Raw genomic sequence first — 16107 nt, 5'->3', positions numbered from 1 at the left:
CTAATTTCACCCGAGGAGGGTCAATAGCATGGCACATAAGAAGGGTGCATCCAGCTCCCGTAACGGTCGCGATTCAAACGCCCAGCGCCTCGGCGTGAAGCGCTTCGGCGGCCAGTCGGTCAGCGCAGGCGAAATCCTGGTTCGCCAGCGCGGCACGCACTTCCACCCCGGCGTCAACGTCGGCCGTGGCGGCGACGACACCCTGTTCGCTCTCGCTGCCGGCGCAGTCGAGTTCGGCCAGAAGCGTGGACGCAAGACCGTGAACATCGTTCCGGCCGTCGTTGCGGCTGAGGTCTAGTCTTTCTCGCTAGTTGTGCGTCATCGGTTCTACTTCGGTAAGCCGGTTCTGCTTTCGGTAAGAGAGTGACGCGTTCCAAGCTCCCGATAGGGGCGGACCAGGGTTGAAATAACCCGGTCCGCCCCTATCGTTTGTTTAAGCAGTACCCGTTTTGCCCCGAGCAACCCTGCTCACCAGAAGTTCAGCTCATCGCGTGAGACCCGCAATTGACTGAGGAAGGATCCGGCAGTCATGTCCCGATTCATTGACCGTGTTGTGCTGCACGTCAGCGCTGGAAAAGGCGGCAATGGTTGCGCCTCCGTACACCGCGAGAAGTTCAAACCGCTCGGCGGTCCGGACGGTGCCAACGGAGGTCGCGGTGGCGACGTCATCCTCGTGGTCGACGAGAACATCCACACCCTCCTCGACTTTCACTTCCATCCCAACGCGAAGGCGACCAACGGCAAGCAGGGCGCCGGCAGCAACCGCGAGGGTGCAAACGGTGAAGACCTCATCCTCAAGGTTCCGGATGGAACTGTGGTTCTCGATACCGACGGCAACGTGCTTGCCGACCTCGTGGGAGTCGGTTCACGCTTCGACGCCGCTCAGGGCGGCCGCGGCGGACTCGGCAACGCAGCGCTGGCGTCGAAAGCCCGCAAAGCTCCCGGTTTCGCACTCCTCGGTGAGGACGGTGTCGAGCGTGACCTGGTTCTCGAACTCAAGTCGGTAGCCGACGTCGGTCTGCTCGGATTCCCCTCCGCCGGTAAGTCTTCGCTTGTGTCCGTTCTCTCTGCGGCCAAGCCGAAGATCGCCGACTACCCCTTCACCACTCTGGTCCCCAACCTCGGCGTCGTCTCGAGCGGCGACACCACCTTCACCGTCGCCGACGTGCCAGGGCTGATCCCCGGTGCCAGCGAAGGCCGCGGTTTGGGCCTGGACTTCCTGCGCCACATCGAACGCTGCGCCGTATTGGCGCACGTGATCGACTGCGCCACCCTCGATCCGGGACGTGACCCGATCTCCGACATCGACGCCTTGGAAGCAGAGCTGGCTGCGTACACGCCTGCGCTCTCCGGCGATTCGGGACTCGGTGACCTCGACAAGCGCCCACGCGTCGTCATCCTCAACAAGACCGACGTTCCCGAGGCCGCCGAATTGGCCGAAATGGTCACGCCTGAGATCGAAGCTCGCGGATGGCCGGTCTTCACCATCTCGGCGGTGAGCCGAGAAGGATTGCGACCGTTGACATTCGCGCTGGCGAAGATGGTCCGCGACTACCGCGAAGCTCATCCGAAGCCCGAGCCGAAGCGCCAGGTCATTCGCCCGGTCAAGGTCAAGGATTCCAGCTTCACCATCGAGAAGGATCCCGATATTCCCGGTGGGTTCGTCGTCCGAGGCACCCGCCCGGAGCGGTGGATTCGTCAGACCGCCTTCGACAACGACGAGGCCGTTGGTTACCTCGCCGACCGTCTTGCTCGATTGGGCGTCGAGGACGCATTGGTCAAGAAGGGCGCTCAGCCAGGAGCTTCCGTCACCATCGGTGACGTCAGCTTCGAGTGGGAGCCGATGACGCCGGCCGGTATCGATCTGACCCGCACTGGCCGTGGAACCGACCCGCGTCTCGATCAGGTGGAGCGCATCGGCGCGGACGAGCGCAAGCACGCGCGTCGTGTCCGCCGCGGCTTGCTCGACGAAGACGCCTGACCCACGCGATTTCAGGACGAAAACCGAAGAGAGGGAACGGGACTGTGCTCGGGTCCACCAGGGAGTCGATAGCGTCGGCTCACAGTATCGTCGTGAAGATCGGGTCGTCTGCGCTCACCAGTCTGGTGGCGGGACTCGATACTCACCGACTCGATCTGTTGGCCGATGCCATCGAGGCTCGCATGCGTGCGGGTTCCGATGTCGTCGTCGTCTCGTCCGGTGCCGTCGGGGCCGGACTGGCGCCGCTGGGACTGACCAAGCGACCGCGGGATCTCGCGACCAAGCAGGCTGCGGCCAGCGTCGGTCAGTTGGCTCTGGCTCACGCCTGGGGTACGTCGTTCGCCCGTTACGGCCGTACCGTCGGGCAGGTTCTACTCACGGCTGACGACATCGCTCGACGGACGCAGCACCGCAACGCCCAACGGACACTCGATCGTCTACGGGCATTGCACGCGGTGGCGATCGTGAACGAGAACGACACCGTTGCCACCACCGAACTTCGATTCGGTGACAACGATCGGCTGGCTGCTCTGGTTGCTCATCTGGTCGGCGCCGACGCGTTGATCCTGTTGTCGGATGTGGACGGACTGTACGACGGGGATCCCCGAAAGGGCGATGCCACACTGATTCCCGAGGTCAACAGTCCCGAGGATCTCGACGGTGTGGTTGCCGGTTCGGGTGGCGCCCTCGGTACCGGAGGCATGGCGTCGAAGCTCTCAGCAGCACGCCTGGCCGCTGATTCCGGCGTGCCAGTTCTGCTCGCGGCAGCATCGGACGCTGCGCAGGCACTCAGTGGTGCCGATGTCGGAACGGCATTTGCGCCCCGGCCGACGCGATTGTCGGCCCGCCGATTCTGGGTTCGTCACGCCGCTGACACATCGGGTGACCTCCACCTCGACGAAGGCGCCGTCCGCGCGGTCGTGTCCAAGCGTCGAAGCCTTCTGTCCGCTGGCATCGTCGGTGTATCCGGTGACTTCCACGCCGGCGACGTCGTGTCCCTGATGGGGCCGGGGGAGAAGCCCGTCGCCCGGGGTGTCGTTGCGTTCGACGCTGCGGAGATCGAGGAGATCCTGGGGCGCTCCACCACCGATCTACCGGCCGACATGCAGCGTCCTGTGGTTCACGCGGACGACTTGGTGGCGCTGTAGCTTTCGTGCTCGACGAGGGCGGAAAGTGCTTCAGCGCAACCGACTTCGAGCTTGAGGTCGGCGAATTCGTCGCCGCGAGTCGTGCCTCGATTGACGATGGCGATCGGCTTCCCGGTCTTGGCGGCATGCCGGACGAAACGTAGGCCGGACATCACGGTCAACGACGACCCGGCTACCAACAGTGCGTCGGATTGGTCGACGAGGCTGTACGCACGGGCGACGCGTTCCTTGGGGACGGATTCGCCGAAGTAGACGATGTCCGGTTTGAGTAAGCCACCGCACACGGCGCAATCCACGACGCGAAAGTGTGCGGTGGATTCGATCACGGCATCTGCGTCGGGTGCGATTTCGACTCCTGTTGCAGCAGCGACTGTTTCGGCGAATCCAGGATTGGCTTCTTCCAGTCTCTCCGCGAGAGTGGTACGGGAGATCAGCCGCTGGCAGCTCAGGCATCGAACCTGCGCGTAGGTGCCGTGGAGGTCGATGACGTTTCGCGCGCCGGCCTTGGTGTGCAGGAGGTCGACGTTCTGGGTGATCACGCCGACGGCTCGCCCTGTTCGTTCCAGTGCCGCGACGGCCCGGTGGCCCTGGTTGGGGCGGGAGCTGTCCATGTATCGCCAGCCGATGTGGTTGCGCGCCCAGTAGTGCCGCCGAAACGCCGGATCGCCGATGAACTGCTGGAACGTCATCGGATTGCGCGGTGGCGAATCAGGGCCGCGGTAGTCCGGGATTCCGGAGTCTGTCGAGATGCCGGCGCCTGTCAGAACTGCCAGGCGACGGCCGGCCAGGAGCTCGGGGAGGGCGTCGAGGCGGCTGTTGTCGGTAGGCACCGTTCCAGGATAGGCGCGTGTGCGAGACGGAGGCGCGGAGGAAGTCCGAAATGTTCAATAGAACACGTGTGCGATCGCCAATACTCGTACACATGAACACAGTGAACCCGATCCCTGCTGGTTACCGCACGATCACTCCCTACCTTGCGGTGCCGGACGGCCATGCCGCACTCGACTACTACAAACGAGCACTTGGAGCTGAGATAGTCGATGCGATGAACGCACCTGACGGCTCCCTCATGCATGCGGAGATCCGGATCGGCGATTCGATGCTGCAGCTTTCGCAGGAGATGCCGGACTTCGGTCTCAAATCACCGCAGGACGGCTGGGTGCATTCGTCGATCGTCGTCTACACCGAGGACACGGACGAGTTTGTCGCTCGGGCAGTCGCCGAGGGAGGCACGCTGGTCACGGCTGTGGCCGATACATTTTCGGGCGACCGGCATGGAGTGTTTCTCGATCCGTTCGGCCACAGGTGGGCAGTATGCACGAAGGTCGAGGATGTACCTGCCGAAGAGGTCGCTCGCCGGGCGCGGGCGCTTTTCTTTCCGGAGACGCAGTCGTCACAGTAATTTGTGGCAACCGTCGTCCGAGCATTCGAGCTTCGGCGGCGTGCTCAGTATCCGGCTACGGGGTCCACGAGGGCAGCCAGCGCCTCACCCTTCGCGAAGCGGGTCACGTTCTTGGAGACGTGATCCGCGAACGCGGCGGGGCGAACGCCTGGCGGATTGGAATCGTGGGGTGTGATGATCGCATTCGTCAGATCCCACAGTGGGTGACCGTCCGGGAGGGGTTCGGGATCGGTGACGTCGAGACCGGCGCCGCCGATCTGTTCCGACTCGATGGCCTCGACCAGTGCGTCGGTGTCGACCAGTGATCCGCGCGCGACATTGATCACCCAGGAATGGGGTTGCATCGCCGCCAACTGCGCACGGCCCACGAGGTGACGGGTGGCCGGGGTGGCGGGCGCAGCAATCACGAAGTGATCTGCGCGAGAATAGATTTCATCCATCCTGGATGCGGGGTGCGTCGAGATCGCCCCGGGGACCGGGCTACCGGAACGATTGACTGCGATGCTGTCCGCCCCCTGCGCGGCCAGCATCGGAATCAGCGCGCGGCCGATACCGCCTGCGCCGATGATCGCAACCGTCGAGCCACGAAGGGTGCCGATCTTGGGAAAGAACTCGAACTGACGCCACGTTCGAGCCTCGATGTGTGCAGGCAAGTGGCGAACTCCGGCCAAGAGAAGCATGAGTGCATGCTCGGCCACCGACGCCGAAAACGCACCGGCCGCCGAGGTCCACGTGATTTCTGTGTCCCTCGGAATCACACCGGAGTCGAACCAATCCTCGATTCCCGCCGACGGAAGCTGCACCCACCTGACCGACGCCGGTAACTCCGACGGAAAGGTCTCGGGTGAGCCCGCCCAGATCAGGGCGTCCGCAGTGTCGATCGGACTGATCAGACCACCGCCCCGAAGCACCGCGCTGTCGAGCAGTGCATCGGGGACGGGGCCGATCGCTACGCGTGGAGAGGTGTCAGTCGCCATGACTAGACGCTACGCGGGGACCTCCACCAGTGGGTAGACACCGTTCTCGTCGTGCACCTCACGCCCGGTGACCGGCGGATTGAACACGCACAGCATGCGCATCTGCGTGTCCGGCTCGACGCGGTGACGCTCGTGGCCGTTGAGCAGGTACATCGACCCCGGTGCGAGATCGTATTCCTTGTTGTTGTCGAGGTCGATCAGCTTGCCGGTGCCCTCGACGAGCCAGACAGCCTCGACGTGGTTGGCGTAATGGAACTCGTTGACCGAACCCGCCTTGATGGTGGTCTCGTGGAACGAGAACCCGACGCGGTCGCCGCCGAGGACGATGCGCTTGCTGCGCCAGTTTCCGTCCTCACTCGTGATGTCGCGGTCGGTGTCGGTGATCTCGGTGGTGGTGCGAACGATCATGGGAGAGTCCTTCCTCTAGCTGCAGACCTTGAGTGTCGCCTCGGCCAGAATGGAGAGGCCGTGCTCGAGCTCGTCGTCGGTAATCGTCAGTGCGGGAAGCAGTTTCACAACCTGGTCGGAGGGTCCGGAGGTCTCGGCGAGCAATCCCTCGTCGAATGCCAACTGGCAGACCTTGCCGGCGCGCTCGGGCTGTTCGAAGACGAGGCCCTGAACCAAGCCACGCCCGCGGTGCGAGACCTCGCCGGGGAACTGATCGGAGAGGTTGGCGAAGCATTCGCTGATGCGTGCGCCCTTCTTCAGCGTCGTCTTGGTGAGGGCGTCGTCGGACCAGTAGTGGTCGAGTGCCACCTTGGAGGTGACGAACGCCGGGTTGTTGCCGCGGAATGTGCCGTTGTGCTCGCCCGGTCCCCAGACGTCGAGTTCACGCTTGAACAGCGTGAGCGCCATCGGCATTCCGTAGCCGCTGATCGACTTGGACAACGTGACGATGTCGGGAACGATTCCGGCCTCTTCGAAGGAGAAGAACGGGCCGGTACGGCCGCAACCCATCTGGACGTCGTCGACGATCAACAGGATTCCGCGATCCGAGCACAGTGTTGCCAGCGCCCGAAGCCATTCGGGGCGAGCGACATTGACGCCACCTTCACCCTGCACGGTTTCGACGATCACTGCCGCGGGGCGGTTGATTCCACTGCCGGAATCATCGAGAACGCGGGAGAACCACTGGAAGTCCTCGGTGACGCCGTCGAAGTAGTTGTCGAAGGGCATCGGTGTCGTGTGCACGAGGGGGACACCGGCGCCCGCGCGCTTCATCGAGTTACCGGTCACGGAGAGTGCACCAAGTGTCATTCCGTGAAATGCGTTGGTGAAGTTGATGACTGCCGAACGTCCGGTGACCTTGCGAGCCAGCTTCAATGCAGCCTCGACGGTGTTCGAGCCGGTCGGGCCGGGGAACTGGACCTTGTAGTCCAGTCCGCGTGGCTCGAGGATGTTGCGCTGAAAGGTCTCGAGGAATTCGCGTTTGGCGACAGTGGACATGTCGAGGCCGTGCGTGATGCCGTCGTTCATGATGTAGTCGACCAGTGCGGACTTGAGCACCGGGTTGTTGTGACCGTAGTTGAGTGCGCCGGCGCCGGCGAAGAAATCGAGGTAGTCGCGTCCGTTCTCGTCACGAATCCAGGATCCGGATGCGCTGGTGAACACTGCGGGCCAGTCACGGCAGTAGCTGCGAACCTCGGACTCGAGGGTTTCGAAAATGCTTGCTTCGTTGATATTCATATCTTCTTTGTTCCTCCGGGGCATGCTGTATGCCGAGCGCGAAGTGCGCTAGGCGCCGATCGTGTAAAGATCTTCGGCTTCGTGTCCATCGGGAAAATCGTTGGGCGAGAACAAGGTCTGCCTGGTTATCGGTACTTCGCGCCGACGTGCGAGCGCGGTGAAGAGTGCGATCGAAGCCTCGTTGTCGGGGCTGATCGTGGTCTCCAGATGTGTAACACCCAGTGGGGCAGTGCGATCCATCAAGTCGGACAGCATGCGGGCAGCAATTGCCTTGCCGCGCTGGTCTTCGTCGACCGCAACTTGCCACACGAACAGGGTTTCCTGAGCGCTGGGACGGGTATAACCGGAAACGAATCCGACTACGCGGCCGTCTACCTCCGCGACGATGGACGTCGCGCTGAAATCCCTGCACCACAACAGGTATGCATAACTCGAATTGAGGTCGAGCACCTTCGAATCACGTGCGATCTCCCAGAGCCGGACTCCGTCATCGATCTGTGGGCTTCTGAACAACACCGCGTCCGGCGCGGTGGTCGGGATAGCTCTCGTATCAACAGGCTTCATCGGTCATCTGAACGTAACAATCATTGCTGTCGAAGTCATGCAGATGTCCGTTTCGGGCCGTGTGGAACCCGTTGCGCCCCAGGTGAGGACATGAATGTGATGGTGCTCACATTATGTAACTTTTGCCGTTGTCGGAGCGACTATTTCGGGCAAAAACTCGCTATTTCGGGCTTGCGAGCGCCAACGGAAGTACAGAGTGAGCACCAGCCTGTCGAAGTGCGCGTGCGGCCATCGTGAAAGTCCAACCGGTATCGGCGATTGCGTCGACAAGAAGTATCGGTCCCTGGTGGATGCTCATGTCCGGGACTTCCCAAACATCGACCAGTCCGGACACGCGATAGGCGGAGTTCGCTGCCGACACCGGAGGGTGGTCGGGGCGCAAGCGAAGGGTGCCCAGGTCGGTCAATCGCCCGACCTCGGCCAGCTTGGCAGCCAGGCTCGACACCAGCAACGGATGCGTCGTGGATTCGAGGGCCATGACACCGGTGGGGCGCTCGGCCCAATTCCAGGCCGCCAGAACGCTGATACACGCGCTGACCACCGCATCGGGTACCTCGGCGTCGGGACCGTCGAAAAGCGCGCGGAGACGTTGACCCCAGCCCAGGTCCGACATCCGTCCGAGAATGCGCCCAGTTTCGGGCCCCTCGGTGATCTTCCCGGACAGCTTGACGCCCAGCTTGCTCAGGCCGGTCGGCCACATCTTGCGCGGCTCCAGGTCGAATCCGGGGCGCTGCAAGCGCGCCCGAGTCTCGTCGAGGGCAGCGGTGTCGACAGTGGTGTCGTAGCGATTGCCTGTGCAGTTGTCACAGCGACCGCACTGTGAGTTCTCCGAGGTCAGACCAGGATCGTCGAGTTGTTCACGCAGGAAGGTCATTCGACACGTCGTGATGCTCTGGTACTCGACCATTGCGGCCTGCTCGGCCTGGCGAGCGTCGTCGAGTCGGCCGTAGCGCTCGGCGTCGTACACCCAGGGTTCGCCGGTGCTGATCCACCCGCCCTTGACGCGTTTGACCGCGCCGTCGACGTCGAGGACTTTGAGGACCATCTCGAGACGCGTGCGATTGAGCTCCACCAGAGGTTCGAGTGCCGGTGTCGACGTAGCCTTTTCGGTGTCGAGGTGTTCGATGACGCTGCGGACCAGGTGCTCGCGGGGGAAGGCGACCGAGGCGAAGTAACTCCAGATCTGCTTGTCCTCGGCGCCAGGCAGGAGGATCACGTCTGCCCTGTCGGTGGAACGACCGGCGCGGCCCACCTGCTGGTAGTACGAGATCGGCGACGACGGTGCGCCGAGGTGGACGACGAACCCGAGATCAGGCTTGTCGAAGCCCATCCCGAGTGCCGAGGTGGCCACCAGAGCCTTGACGCGATTACCCAACAAGTCCTGCTCGAGAGATTCACGTTCAGTGGGATCGGTCTGGCCCGTGTAGGCGGCGACAGTATGGCCGCGCTCGGAGAGCAGGCTTGCGAGGTCGCGCGCGGCCGAAACCGTCAGCGTGTAGATGATGCCCGATCCCGGCAGCGTCTCGAGCATGTCGGCAAGCCAGGCAGCGCGCGCCGTCGCCTCCGGAATGTGGACTACAGAGAGGTGAAGCGACTCGCGTTCGAGCCCGCCGCGAAGGACGAGGGTTTCCTCACCGCCGACGCCGAGTTGGGCGGACACGTCCTCGACGACGCGGTTGTTGGCCGTCGCCGTGGTTGCGAGGACGGGAATGCCCTCGCCGAGTTCGGCGATCAAGGTCCTGATGCGGCGGTAGTCGGGACGGAAGTCGTGGCCCCAGTCGGAAACGCAGTGAGCCTCGTCGACCACTACCAAGCCGGCATCAGCTGCCAGGGCCGGGAGCACCTGATCGCGGAAGTCAGGGTTGTTCAGGCGCTCGGGGCTGACCAGAAGGACGTCGAGATCATTGGCTGCGACGCGGGCATGGATGTCGTCCCATTCGGTGACGTTGCCCGAATTGATGGTTGCGGCGCGCACTCCGGCACGTTCGGCAGAACTGACCTGGTTTCGCATCAGGGCCAACAACGGAGAGACGATGACGGTGGGGCCGTGGCCCGTTGCCCGGAGCAGCTTCGCCGAGATGAAGTAGACCGCAGATTTGCCCCAGCCGGTCCGCTGTACGACGAGCGCGCGTTTGCGCTGCACCACCAGCGCCTCGATGGCCGTCCACTGGTCCTCGCGTAGGCGGGCATCCGGCCCCGCGAGTTCGCGGAGCAGCCGCTCGGCTTCGTCGCGCATGGCTGGGGCAGTGGCGGTGGTCATGGACCCCATGGTGCACGACCCTGCCGACACGTGCGGGCTTCAGGCCTTGGCAACAGGTTCCTGCAGTTCGGTGACCCAGCCGTCGACATCCTCCGGGCACGCCAGCGTCACCTCACGGCTGGGGCCGGCATTGAGGTATCCCGCTGCGTCGATCCATTGGGCCAACGCCTGATAAGCGGGCAGGCAGTTGTCCATCGAACCCTTGTGCAGCAGCGAGGCCACGTGCTCTTCGGCCCGCAGGTCCACCACAGCGAACTCGTAGTCGCCATCGGGATTCGCGTCTACCGGTAGCGCCGCATGGACGACGACGTTCTCGTCGTCACCGGCATCCTCGTAGTAAGCGACAGCGGGTCCGATCGCGGCGATACCGGCACGATCCAAACCGGTACAAAGGCGCTCGTACAACCCGCGAACCACCGGGCCGATCGACGACGGATCCATCGTCTTGGCGGTACCGGTCAACTCCGCGACCCGCAGCGCCGGAACTGACTTGATCACAACCTCGTATGCGGACATCTGTCCCTCACTTTCGATGATCCGTAGGCGCGCCTGTACATGCGCCAGTCGCGCGGTGTCTTCCTGGATTCGGGTTTCGAGTTCTGCTCGGCGAAGCGTGAGCATCCCGCGGATCTCGTCGACGGTGACCGCTGACTCCACCACTTGCTGGACCTGGGCCAGAGTCAGGCCCAACTCCTTGAGAGCGACGATGCGGTTGAGCAGCGCCAACTGGCCCGCGGTGTACGAGCGATAGCCGGTGGATGCGTCGACCCTCGCGGGTGTGAGCAGGCCGATGGCGTCGTAGTGGCGGAGCATGCGCACCGACACACGACCTGCTCTCGCGAAGTCTCCGATGCTCAACATTATTGCTCGCCCCGTTTCTCTCTCACGAACCCGATACCTACAGCTTTACGACCTCACACGGTGTCAGAGTCAAGCTGTCGGTTCAGGACTTTTTCGATCGCAGCGCGAGTGGGTGACGACACCGACGCGCCGCGGACCGTCGTCGCCAGACTTCCCGCCGTGGCAGCGAACTGCAGGGCGCGGTCCTGGCCCTGCACCCACTCCACGGCGAAGGCGCCGGTGAAAGCATCGCCTGCGCCAGTTGTATCCACGGGTGTCACGGCCGGGGAGTCGGCGTGGATTGTCTCCTCGCCCGACCGGAGATCCGCGCCGCCGGCCCCGAGCGTCGTGACGAGGTATCGGACGCGACCGGTGACCGCGGCCAACTGCTCCGACTCGGTCTGGTTGACGATCAGGATGTCGACAGACTCGATCAGGGCGCCCGGAAGGTCGTGTACCGGCGAAGGATTGAGGATGACAGTTGTTCCGTTGGCACGCGCGTGCCGGGCCGCTGCGGTGACCGTGTCGAGGGGTATTTCGAGTTGGCACAGGAGAACGTCGGCGTGTGCGATCGCGTCGAGGTCTGCTTCTGACAACGAGGTGACCGAGGAATTGGCGCCCGGGACGACGATGATGTTGTTCTCCGCGTCCGCGCTCACGGTGATGGCGGCAACGCCACTCGGGCCGTCGACACTACGAAGCAACGCGGTGTCGACCCCGGCGTCTTGCAGGGTCTCGCGCAATTGGGTGCCGAAACCGTCGTCGCCGACCGCGCCGACGAACGACACGTCCCCACCGGCTTTCGCGGCGGCGATGGCCTGGTTGCTGCCTTTGCCTCCCGCCGCGGTGGCAAAGGCAGTGCCGAGTAGCGTTTCTCCCGGAGCGGGGAATCTGGACACTGACGTGGTCAGATCCATGTTGATACTGCCGACGACGACGATTCGAGGCGTGCTCATACCTCGAGGTTATCGGCCTTCATTCTCTTTCGACGAACCTTGCGGATGATCCGACGTGCTTCCTCGTCGGTGGCGACGGAGGGCGGAGAGCCGTCGAGTGGCTTGCGTGCGGTCTCGGGGATCATCAGGACTGCGATACCGCCGATCACGGCGGCGATCATCATGTACATCGGTGCGACCAAGTTGCTGCCCGTTGCACTTTCGAGGGCGGTGAGCACCAGGGGAGTGGTCCCGCCGAAGATGGAGACCGCGAGGTTGTATCCGATTGCCAAGCCGCCGTACCTGATTCCGGTCGGAAAGAGTGCGGGAAGCACGGACGGGAACACACCGACGAACAGCAGGAGCAAGCCGCCGAGAATTGCGAGTCCCAGGAAGACCGTCACGTAGTTGCCGACGCCGATCAGAAGGTAGGCAGGCAGGGACAGGACGAAGAATCCGATGAAACCGCTGAGCAGCAAGGGTTTACGCCCGACGCGGTCCGAGAACTTTCCGACGTAGCTGATTCCCATCATCATCACGATCATGACGATGATCATCAGAACGAGTCCGTGGGATTCGTCGTAACCCAACGTGTTGGTCAGATACGTCGGCATGTAGCTGAGCAGTCCGTAGTGAGCGATGTTGTACGTGGCCACCAGGACGATGCACAGAACAAGCGGACGCCAGTTGTCGACGAGAGTTTCGCGTAGTTTCTTGCCTGTGGATTCATCTGCGAGGGAGCGCTCTTCGGCCTGCTCCATCATCTGGAATGCGGGGGTTTCCTCCAAACGCAGACGGAGGTACAGGCCGATGAGACCCAGAGGTCCGGCAATGAGGAAGGGGATGCGCCAGCCCCACTGGAGTAGGTCCTCGGCACTGACGACGGTCTGGATGATCGTCACGATGCCCGCTGCCGCCACATATCCTGCCAGAGTCCCGAATTCGAGGAAGCTGGCGAAGAAACCGCGGCGCTTGTCCGGTGCGTATTCGGCGACGAACGTACTGGCTCCGCCGTATTCGCCGCCGGTGGAAAAGCCCTGCAGTAGGCGTAGGAGTACCAGCAGGATCGGGGCGGCGATACCGATGGATTCGTAGCTCGGGATGAGGCCGATGGCGAAGGTGCTGCCCGCCATCAGAATGATGGTGGTGGCCAGGACTTTCTTGCGTCCGATGCGGTCACCGAGTGGACCGAAGAACAATCCGCCGAGTGGGCGGACGATGAAGGCTGCCGCAAAAATTGCAAAGGTAGAGAGGAGTTGAGCGCTGCCGCTCGCGTCCGGGAAGAACACTTTTCCTATAGTGGTAGCTAGATATGCGTAAACGCCGAAATCGAACCACTCCATGGCATTTCCGAGCATCGTTGCCTTGACAGCGCGCTTGACGGACGCATTGTCGGTGACGCAGACATCGGGTGATTCGGCCACTTCGAGAGCGCTGATCGAGTTCTCTGGTGTAGTCATGACATGCGCTCCCCAGCGCAATCATCGAACCGAGCGGGGCACGTACCTGATGCACGCATCTTTTCGTTGCCCACTCGCCGATGAGCCGGTCGGGAAATCGAGCGTCCGCGTGCCCTGTGGCTCGTTGCGACCCCCGTCGCACGGCTCTGGCCCGCGGCAGTGTCCGGAGCCCTCAGGGCTCCGGACTACCGGCAAGTAAGACGCTTACGCTATCAAAGTTGTGCGCGGGAGCCGATTTTCGGGCTAGAAGGCGCGGGCGTACTGCGACGGGATATGCGGTCCTACCTCGGCGTTCAGTTCACGGGCCGCCCGGCGCGCCCAGTAGGGATCTCGCAACAGTTCGCGGCCGAGGAGCACCGCCACTGCGCTTCCGTCTTCGACGATCTTCTCGGCCTGCTCGGGTTCGGTGATGAGGCCGACGGCGGCGGCCGGTAGCAGGCTCTCGTTCTGCAGGCGACGGGCGAACGGAACCTGGTATCCCGGCTCCACCGGAATCTTGGCTGCCGGTGAATTACCGCCGGTGGACACGTCGACGAGATCGACGCCGTAGTCGGAGAGGATGTTGGCGAGGGCAACGGTCTGATCCGCGGTCCAGCTGTCGACCTCGAGCCCACGTTCTTCCGTGAGCCAATCGGTCGCCGAGACCCGGACGAAGAGCGGTAGCTCGGCCGGCCACACCTCGCGGACTGCGCTCAGGATTTCGAGGAGCAATCGGATGCGGTTCTCGAAGCTGCCTCCGTAGCGGTCCGTTCGCTTGTTGCTCTCGGGGGAGAGGAACTGATGGATCAGGTATCCGTGGGCCGCGTGAATTTCCACGACCTTGAATTCGGCCTTCAATGCGCGGGTAGCCGCCGCTGCGAAGTCCGCGACGACCTTCTCGATGCCCTCCGTGGTGAGCTCGACCGGATCGGCAAGGTGACCGAACGGAACCGCGCTCGGGGCAACCGTCTGCCACGAGAGTCGGTCGTCGGCGGGCAGACTCTTGCCGCCGCGCCACGGAACCTGCGTCGACGCTTTGCGTCCGGCGTGGGCCAGCTGAATTCCGGGCACTGCGCCGAAGTACGCGAGTTGCGCGTTGATCTCGGCGAAGGCTTGCGCCTGCGTGTCGTTCCAGATCCCCAGATCAGCTGCCGATATGCGGCCTTCGGGATTGACGGCCGTCGCCTCGGTGAGAATCAGGCCGGTGCCGCCGATTGCACGGCTCACCAGATGCGTGCGATGCCACTCGTTGGGCACTCCGACCTGGTCGCCGATGACGTCAGCGGAGTACTGGCACATCGGTGCCATCCAGACGCGGTTCGGGATGGTGACGCCGCGCAGGGTCAAAGGCTCGAACAACACACTCACGGATGGCTCCTGACTCGAAGAAGAAGGTCGGTGGGTGCAACAGTGTCGCGCGCCGGAATTGTTCCCCGGCGGTCCGCCGAAATGTTCGCAGGCGGTCCGCCTAAATGTTCGCAGGCGGTCCGTCGGAATGGTCCCGGGTGGTCACAGCCTCGTTCCGCCGAGCAGGCCGTCACGGTGGGTGGTTAATGTGTATTCATGACCGCTGTGACTTCCAACGCAGAAACCGTCGACTCGAACGCGTCCGACACCAAGTCCGTCGTGCACGACGCCGCACGCCGAGCCCGCAAGGCTTCGCGCGTCCTGGCTCTGCTGACCACCGCGCAGAAGGATGCTGCGCTCAACGCCGCAGCCGACGCGGTACTCGCGGCAAGTGATCGGATTCTCGCGGCCAACGCTCTCGATATCGACACCGCGAAGGCGGGCGGCACCGAGGAATCGCTGCTCGACCGTCTTCGTCTGACCGCTGACCGGATCGAGGGCATCGCGTCGGGTTTGCGTCAGGTTGCCGGACTACCCGATCCGATCGGCGAAGTTCTTCGCGGCTCCACTCTGCCTAACGGTTTGGAACTACGGCAGCAGCGCGTTCCGCTCGGTGTCGTCGGCATGGTGTACGAGGCTCGTCCCAACGTGACCGTCGATGCCTTCGGGCTCACCCTCAAATCGGGAAATGCTGCGCTGCTTCGTGGTTCGTCCTCGGCGGTCAAGTCCAACGAAGCGTTGGTGGCGGCTCTGCGTGCGTCGTTGGTTGATCAGGGACTGCCCGAGGATTCCGTTCAACTCCTGCCGAGTGCGGATCGCTCCACGGTCACTCATTTGATTCAGGCCCGTGGCCTCGTCGACGTCGTCATCCCGCGCGGTGGCGCCGGCCTGATCAGCGCCGTCGTGCGTGATGCCACCGTGCCCACCATCGAGACCGGTGTCGGTAATTGCCACGTCTATGTTCACTCGGCCGCCGATCTACTGATGGCCGAGAAGATTCTTCTCAACTCCAAAACCCGTCGGCCCAGTGTGTGCAACACGGCAGAGACGGTGCTGGTCGACGCCGCTATTGCCGAGACGGCCGTGCCGAAGCTGCTCCAAGCGCTTCAGATGCACGACGTCGTCGTGCACGGTGATCTGCCGGGACTGGTTCCCGCGACCGAGGACGACTGGTCGAAGGAATACCTCACCCTCGACGTCGCCCTCAAGGTCGTCAAGGACTTGGACGCTGCTGTCGAGCACATCGACCAGTACGGAACCGGTCATACCGAAGCCATCGTGACGTCCGATCTTTCGGCTGCCCGCGAGTTCACCGCTCGCGTCGACGCCGCGGCAGTGATGGTCAACGCGTCGACTGCCTTCACCGACGGTGAGCAGTTCGGATTCGGCGCCGAGATCGGCATCTCCACCCAGAAACTGCATGCGCGTGGCCCCATGGGGTTGCCGGAACTGACGTCCACCAAGTGGATCGTCTGGGGCGACGGGCACACCCGACCCGCCTGAAAAGTTCACCAGACTTGCCCCACCT

General features: G+C 63.4%; 15 protein-coding genes. 5 read left to right on the top strand and 10 right to left on the bottom strand.

Translation table 11 applies throughout. The features are described from left to right. Window positions 1–28 precede the first annotated feature (28 nt). The 3 genes from rpmA (at window position 29) to proB (ending at window position 3129) form a co-directional block, all read left to right on the top strand. Entirely contained in the window at window positions 29–298 is a 270-nt protein-coding gene (gene rpmA / locus G9U53_RS15190) for a 50S ribosomal protein L27 (protein WP_003944532.1), read from the top strand. A gap of 231 nt (window positions 299–529) precedes the next feature. Then, the gene (gene obgE / locus G9U53_RS15185; RefSeq protein ID WP_003944579.1) at window positions 530–1981 is read left to right on the top strand and encodes a GTPase ObgE; all 1452 of its coding nucleotides are present in this window, start codon (window positions 530–532) and stop codon (window positions 1979–1981) included. 44 nt (window positions 1982–2025) lie between these two features. Next, the gene (gene proB, locus G9U53_RS15180; protein WP_003944552.1) at window positions 2026–3129 is read left to right on the top strand and encodes a glutamate 5-kinase; all 1104 of its coding nucleotides are present in this window, start codon (window positions 2026–2028) and stop codon (window positions 3127–3129) included. Here proB and G9U53_RS15175 read toward each other — a convergent pair. Further along, window positions 3102–3959 carry an NAD-dependent protein deacetylase gene (locus tag G9U53_RS15175; RefSeq protein ID WP_042450219.1) on the bottom strand — a complete coding sequence of 286 codons (858 nt, stop codon included), beginning with the start codon at window positions 3957–3959 and terminating at the stop codon, window positions 3102–3104. The two genes, proB and G9U53_RS15175, sit on opposite strands and share 28 nt — an antisense overlap. Before the next feature lie 50 nt (window positions 3960–4009). Between G9U53_RS15175 and G9U53_RS15170 the strand changes: the two genes are divergently transcribed. Continuing rightward, window positions 4010–4531 carry a VOC family protein gene (locus G9U53_RS15170; RefSeq protein WP_081305478.1) on the top strand — a complete coding sequence of 174 codons (522 nt, stop codon included), beginning with the start codon at window positions 4010–4012 and terminating at the stop codon, window positions 4529–4531. 44 nt (window positions 4532–4575) lie between these two features. Here G9U53_RS15170 and G9U53_RS15165 read toward each other — a convergent pair whose 3' ends face one another. The 9 genes from G9U53_RS15165 to G9U53_RS15125 all read right to left on the bottom strand — a co-directional run bounded on the left by G9U53_RS15165 (window position 4576) and on the right by G9U53_RS15125 (window position 14600). Further along, on the bottom strand, window positions 4576–5508 hold the full coding sequence (locus tag G9U53_RS15165; RefSeq protein ID WP_050654639.1) for a D-isomer specific 2-hydroxyacid dehydrogenase family protein: 933 nt from the start codon (window positions 5506–5508) through the stop codon (window positions 4576–4578). Between the two features lie 9 nt (window positions 5509–5517). Next, window positions 5518–5916, bottom strand: a complete 399-nt coding sequence (locus G9U53_RS15160; RefSeq protein WP_003944463.1) for an ectoine synthase — start codon at window positions 5914–5916, stop codon at window positions 5518–5520. A 15-nt stretch (window positions 5917–5931) separates the two neighbouring features. Continuing rightward, a complete protein-coding gene (gene ectB, locus G9U53_RS15155; RefSeq protein WP_003944528.1) occupies window positions 5932–7194 on the bottom strand; it encodes a diaminobutyrate--2-oxoglutarate transaminase in 1263 nt (420 codons plus the stop codon). 48 nt (window positions 7195–7242) lie between these two features. Then, window positions 7243–7758, bottom strand: coding sequence for a diaminobutyrate acetyltransferase (gene ectA, locus G9U53_RS15150; protein WP_003944572.1), 516 nt, complete (start codon window positions 7756–7758; stop codon window positions 7243–7245). A gap of 160 nt (window positions 7759–7918) precedes the next feature. Next, the gene (locus G9U53_RS15145; RefSeq protein WP_030536630.1) at window positions 7919–10018 is read right to left on the bottom strand and encodes a DEAD/DEAH box helicase; all 2100 of its coding nucleotides are present in this window, start codon (window positions 10016–10018) and stop codon (window positions 7919–7921) included. A gap of 39 nt (window positions 10019–10057) precedes the next feature. Then, window positions 10058–10879, bottom strand: coding sequence for a MerR family transcriptional regulator (locus G9U53_RS15140; RefSeq protein WP_165638859.1), 822 nt, complete (start codon window positions 10877–10879; stop codon window positions 10058–10060). Between the two features lie 53 nt (window positions 10880–10932). Then, window positions 10933–11814 (bottom strand): ribokinase, encoded by an 882-nt coding sequence (locus tag G9U53_RS15135; RefSeq protein WP_165638858.1) that lies wholly within the window; start codon window positions 11812–11814, stop codon window positions 10933–10935. Further along, window positions 11811–13253: an MFS transporter gene (locus tag G9U53_RS15130; protein ID WP_003944479.1), complete on the bottom strand. Its 1443-nt coding sequence runs from the start codon at window positions 13251–13253 to the stop codon at window positions 11811–11813. The genes G9U53_RS15135 and G9U53_RS15130 overlap by 4 nt, the downstream gene beginning before the upstream one ends. Before the next feature lie 243 nt (window positions 13254–13496). After that, complete coding sequence (locus G9U53_RS15125; protein WP_042924054.1) at window positions 13497–14600, bottom strand: NADH:flavin oxidoreductase/NADH oxidase; 1104 nt, start codon at window positions 14598–14600, stop codon at window positions 13497–13499. A gap of 195 nt (window positions 14601–14795) precedes the next feature. On the opposite strand from G9U53_RS15125, the gene G9U53_RS15120 reads away from it, so the two are divergent. Continuing rightward, window positions 14796–16082: a glutamate-5-semialdehyde dehydrogenase gene (locus G9U53_RS15120; RefSeq protein ID WP_058039397.1), complete on the top strand. Its 1287-nt coding sequence runs from the start codon at window positions 14796–14798 to the stop codon at window positions 16080–16082. Window positions 16083–16107: the final 25 nt, after the last annotated feature.

It is taken from the genome of Rhodococcus sp. D-46 (assembly GCF_011290655.1).
In the GTDB taxonomy this organism is placed as follows: Bacteria; Actinomycetota; Actinomycetes; order Mycobacteriales; family Mycobacteriaceae; genus Rhodococcus_F; species Rhodococcus_F qingshengii.
This window is presented reverse-complemented; position numbering and strand designations above follow the sequence as displayed.

What these genes read in the sequence shown, in the direction of transcription:
- rpmA (WP_003944532.1), top strand. Translation starts at nt 29, where the DNA reads ATGGCACATAAGAAGGGTGCATCCAGCTCCCGTAACGGTCGCGATTCA.
- obgE (WP_003944579.1), top strand. Translation starts at nt 530, where the DNA reads ATGTCCCGATTCATTGACCGTGTTGTGCTGCACGTCAGCGCTGGAAAA.
- G9U53_RS15170 (WP_081305478.1), top strand. Translation starts at nt 4,010, where the DNA reads ATGTTCAATAGAACACGTGTGCGATCGCCAATACTCGTACACATGAAC.
- G9U53_RS15165 (WP_050654639.1), bottom strand. Translation starts at nt 5,508, where the DNA reads ATGGCGACTGACACCTCTCCACGCGTAGCGATCGGCCCCGTCCCCGAT.
- G9U53_RS15160 (WP_003944463.1), bottom strand. Translation starts at nt 5,916, where the DNA reads ATGATCGTTCGCACCACCACCGAGATCACCGACACCGACCGCGACATC.
- ectB (WP_003944528.1), bottom strand. Translation starts at nt 7,194, where the DNA reads ATGAATATCAACGAAGCAAGCATTTTCGAAACCCTCGAGTCCGAGGTT.
- ectA (WP_003944572.1), bottom strand. Translation starts at nt 7,758, where the DNA reads ATGAAGCCTGTTGATACGAGAGCTATCCCGACCACCGCGCCGGACGCG.
- G9U53_RS15145 (WP_030536630.1), bottom strand. Translation starts at nt 10,018, where the DNA reads ATGACCACCGCCACTGCCCCAGCCATGCGCGACGAAGCCGAGCGGCTG.
- G9U53_RS15140 (WP_165638859.1), bottom strand. Translation starts at nt 10,879, where the DNA reads ATGTTGAGCATCGGAGACTTCGCGAGAGCAGGTCGTGTGTCGGTGCGC.
- G9U53_RS15135 (WP_165638858.1), bottom strand. Translation starts at nt 11,814, where the DNA reads ATGAGCACGCCTCGAATCGTCGTCGTCGGCAGTATCAACATGGATCTG.
- G9U53_RS15130 (WP_003944479.1), bottom strand. Translation starts at nt 13,253, where the DNA reads ATGACTACACCAGAGAACTCGATCAGCGCTCTCGAAGTGGCCGAATCA.
- G9U53_RS15120 (WP_058039397.1), top strand. Translation starts at nt 14,796, where the DNA reads ATGACCGCTGTGACTTCCAACGCAGAAACCGTCGACTCGAACGCGTCC.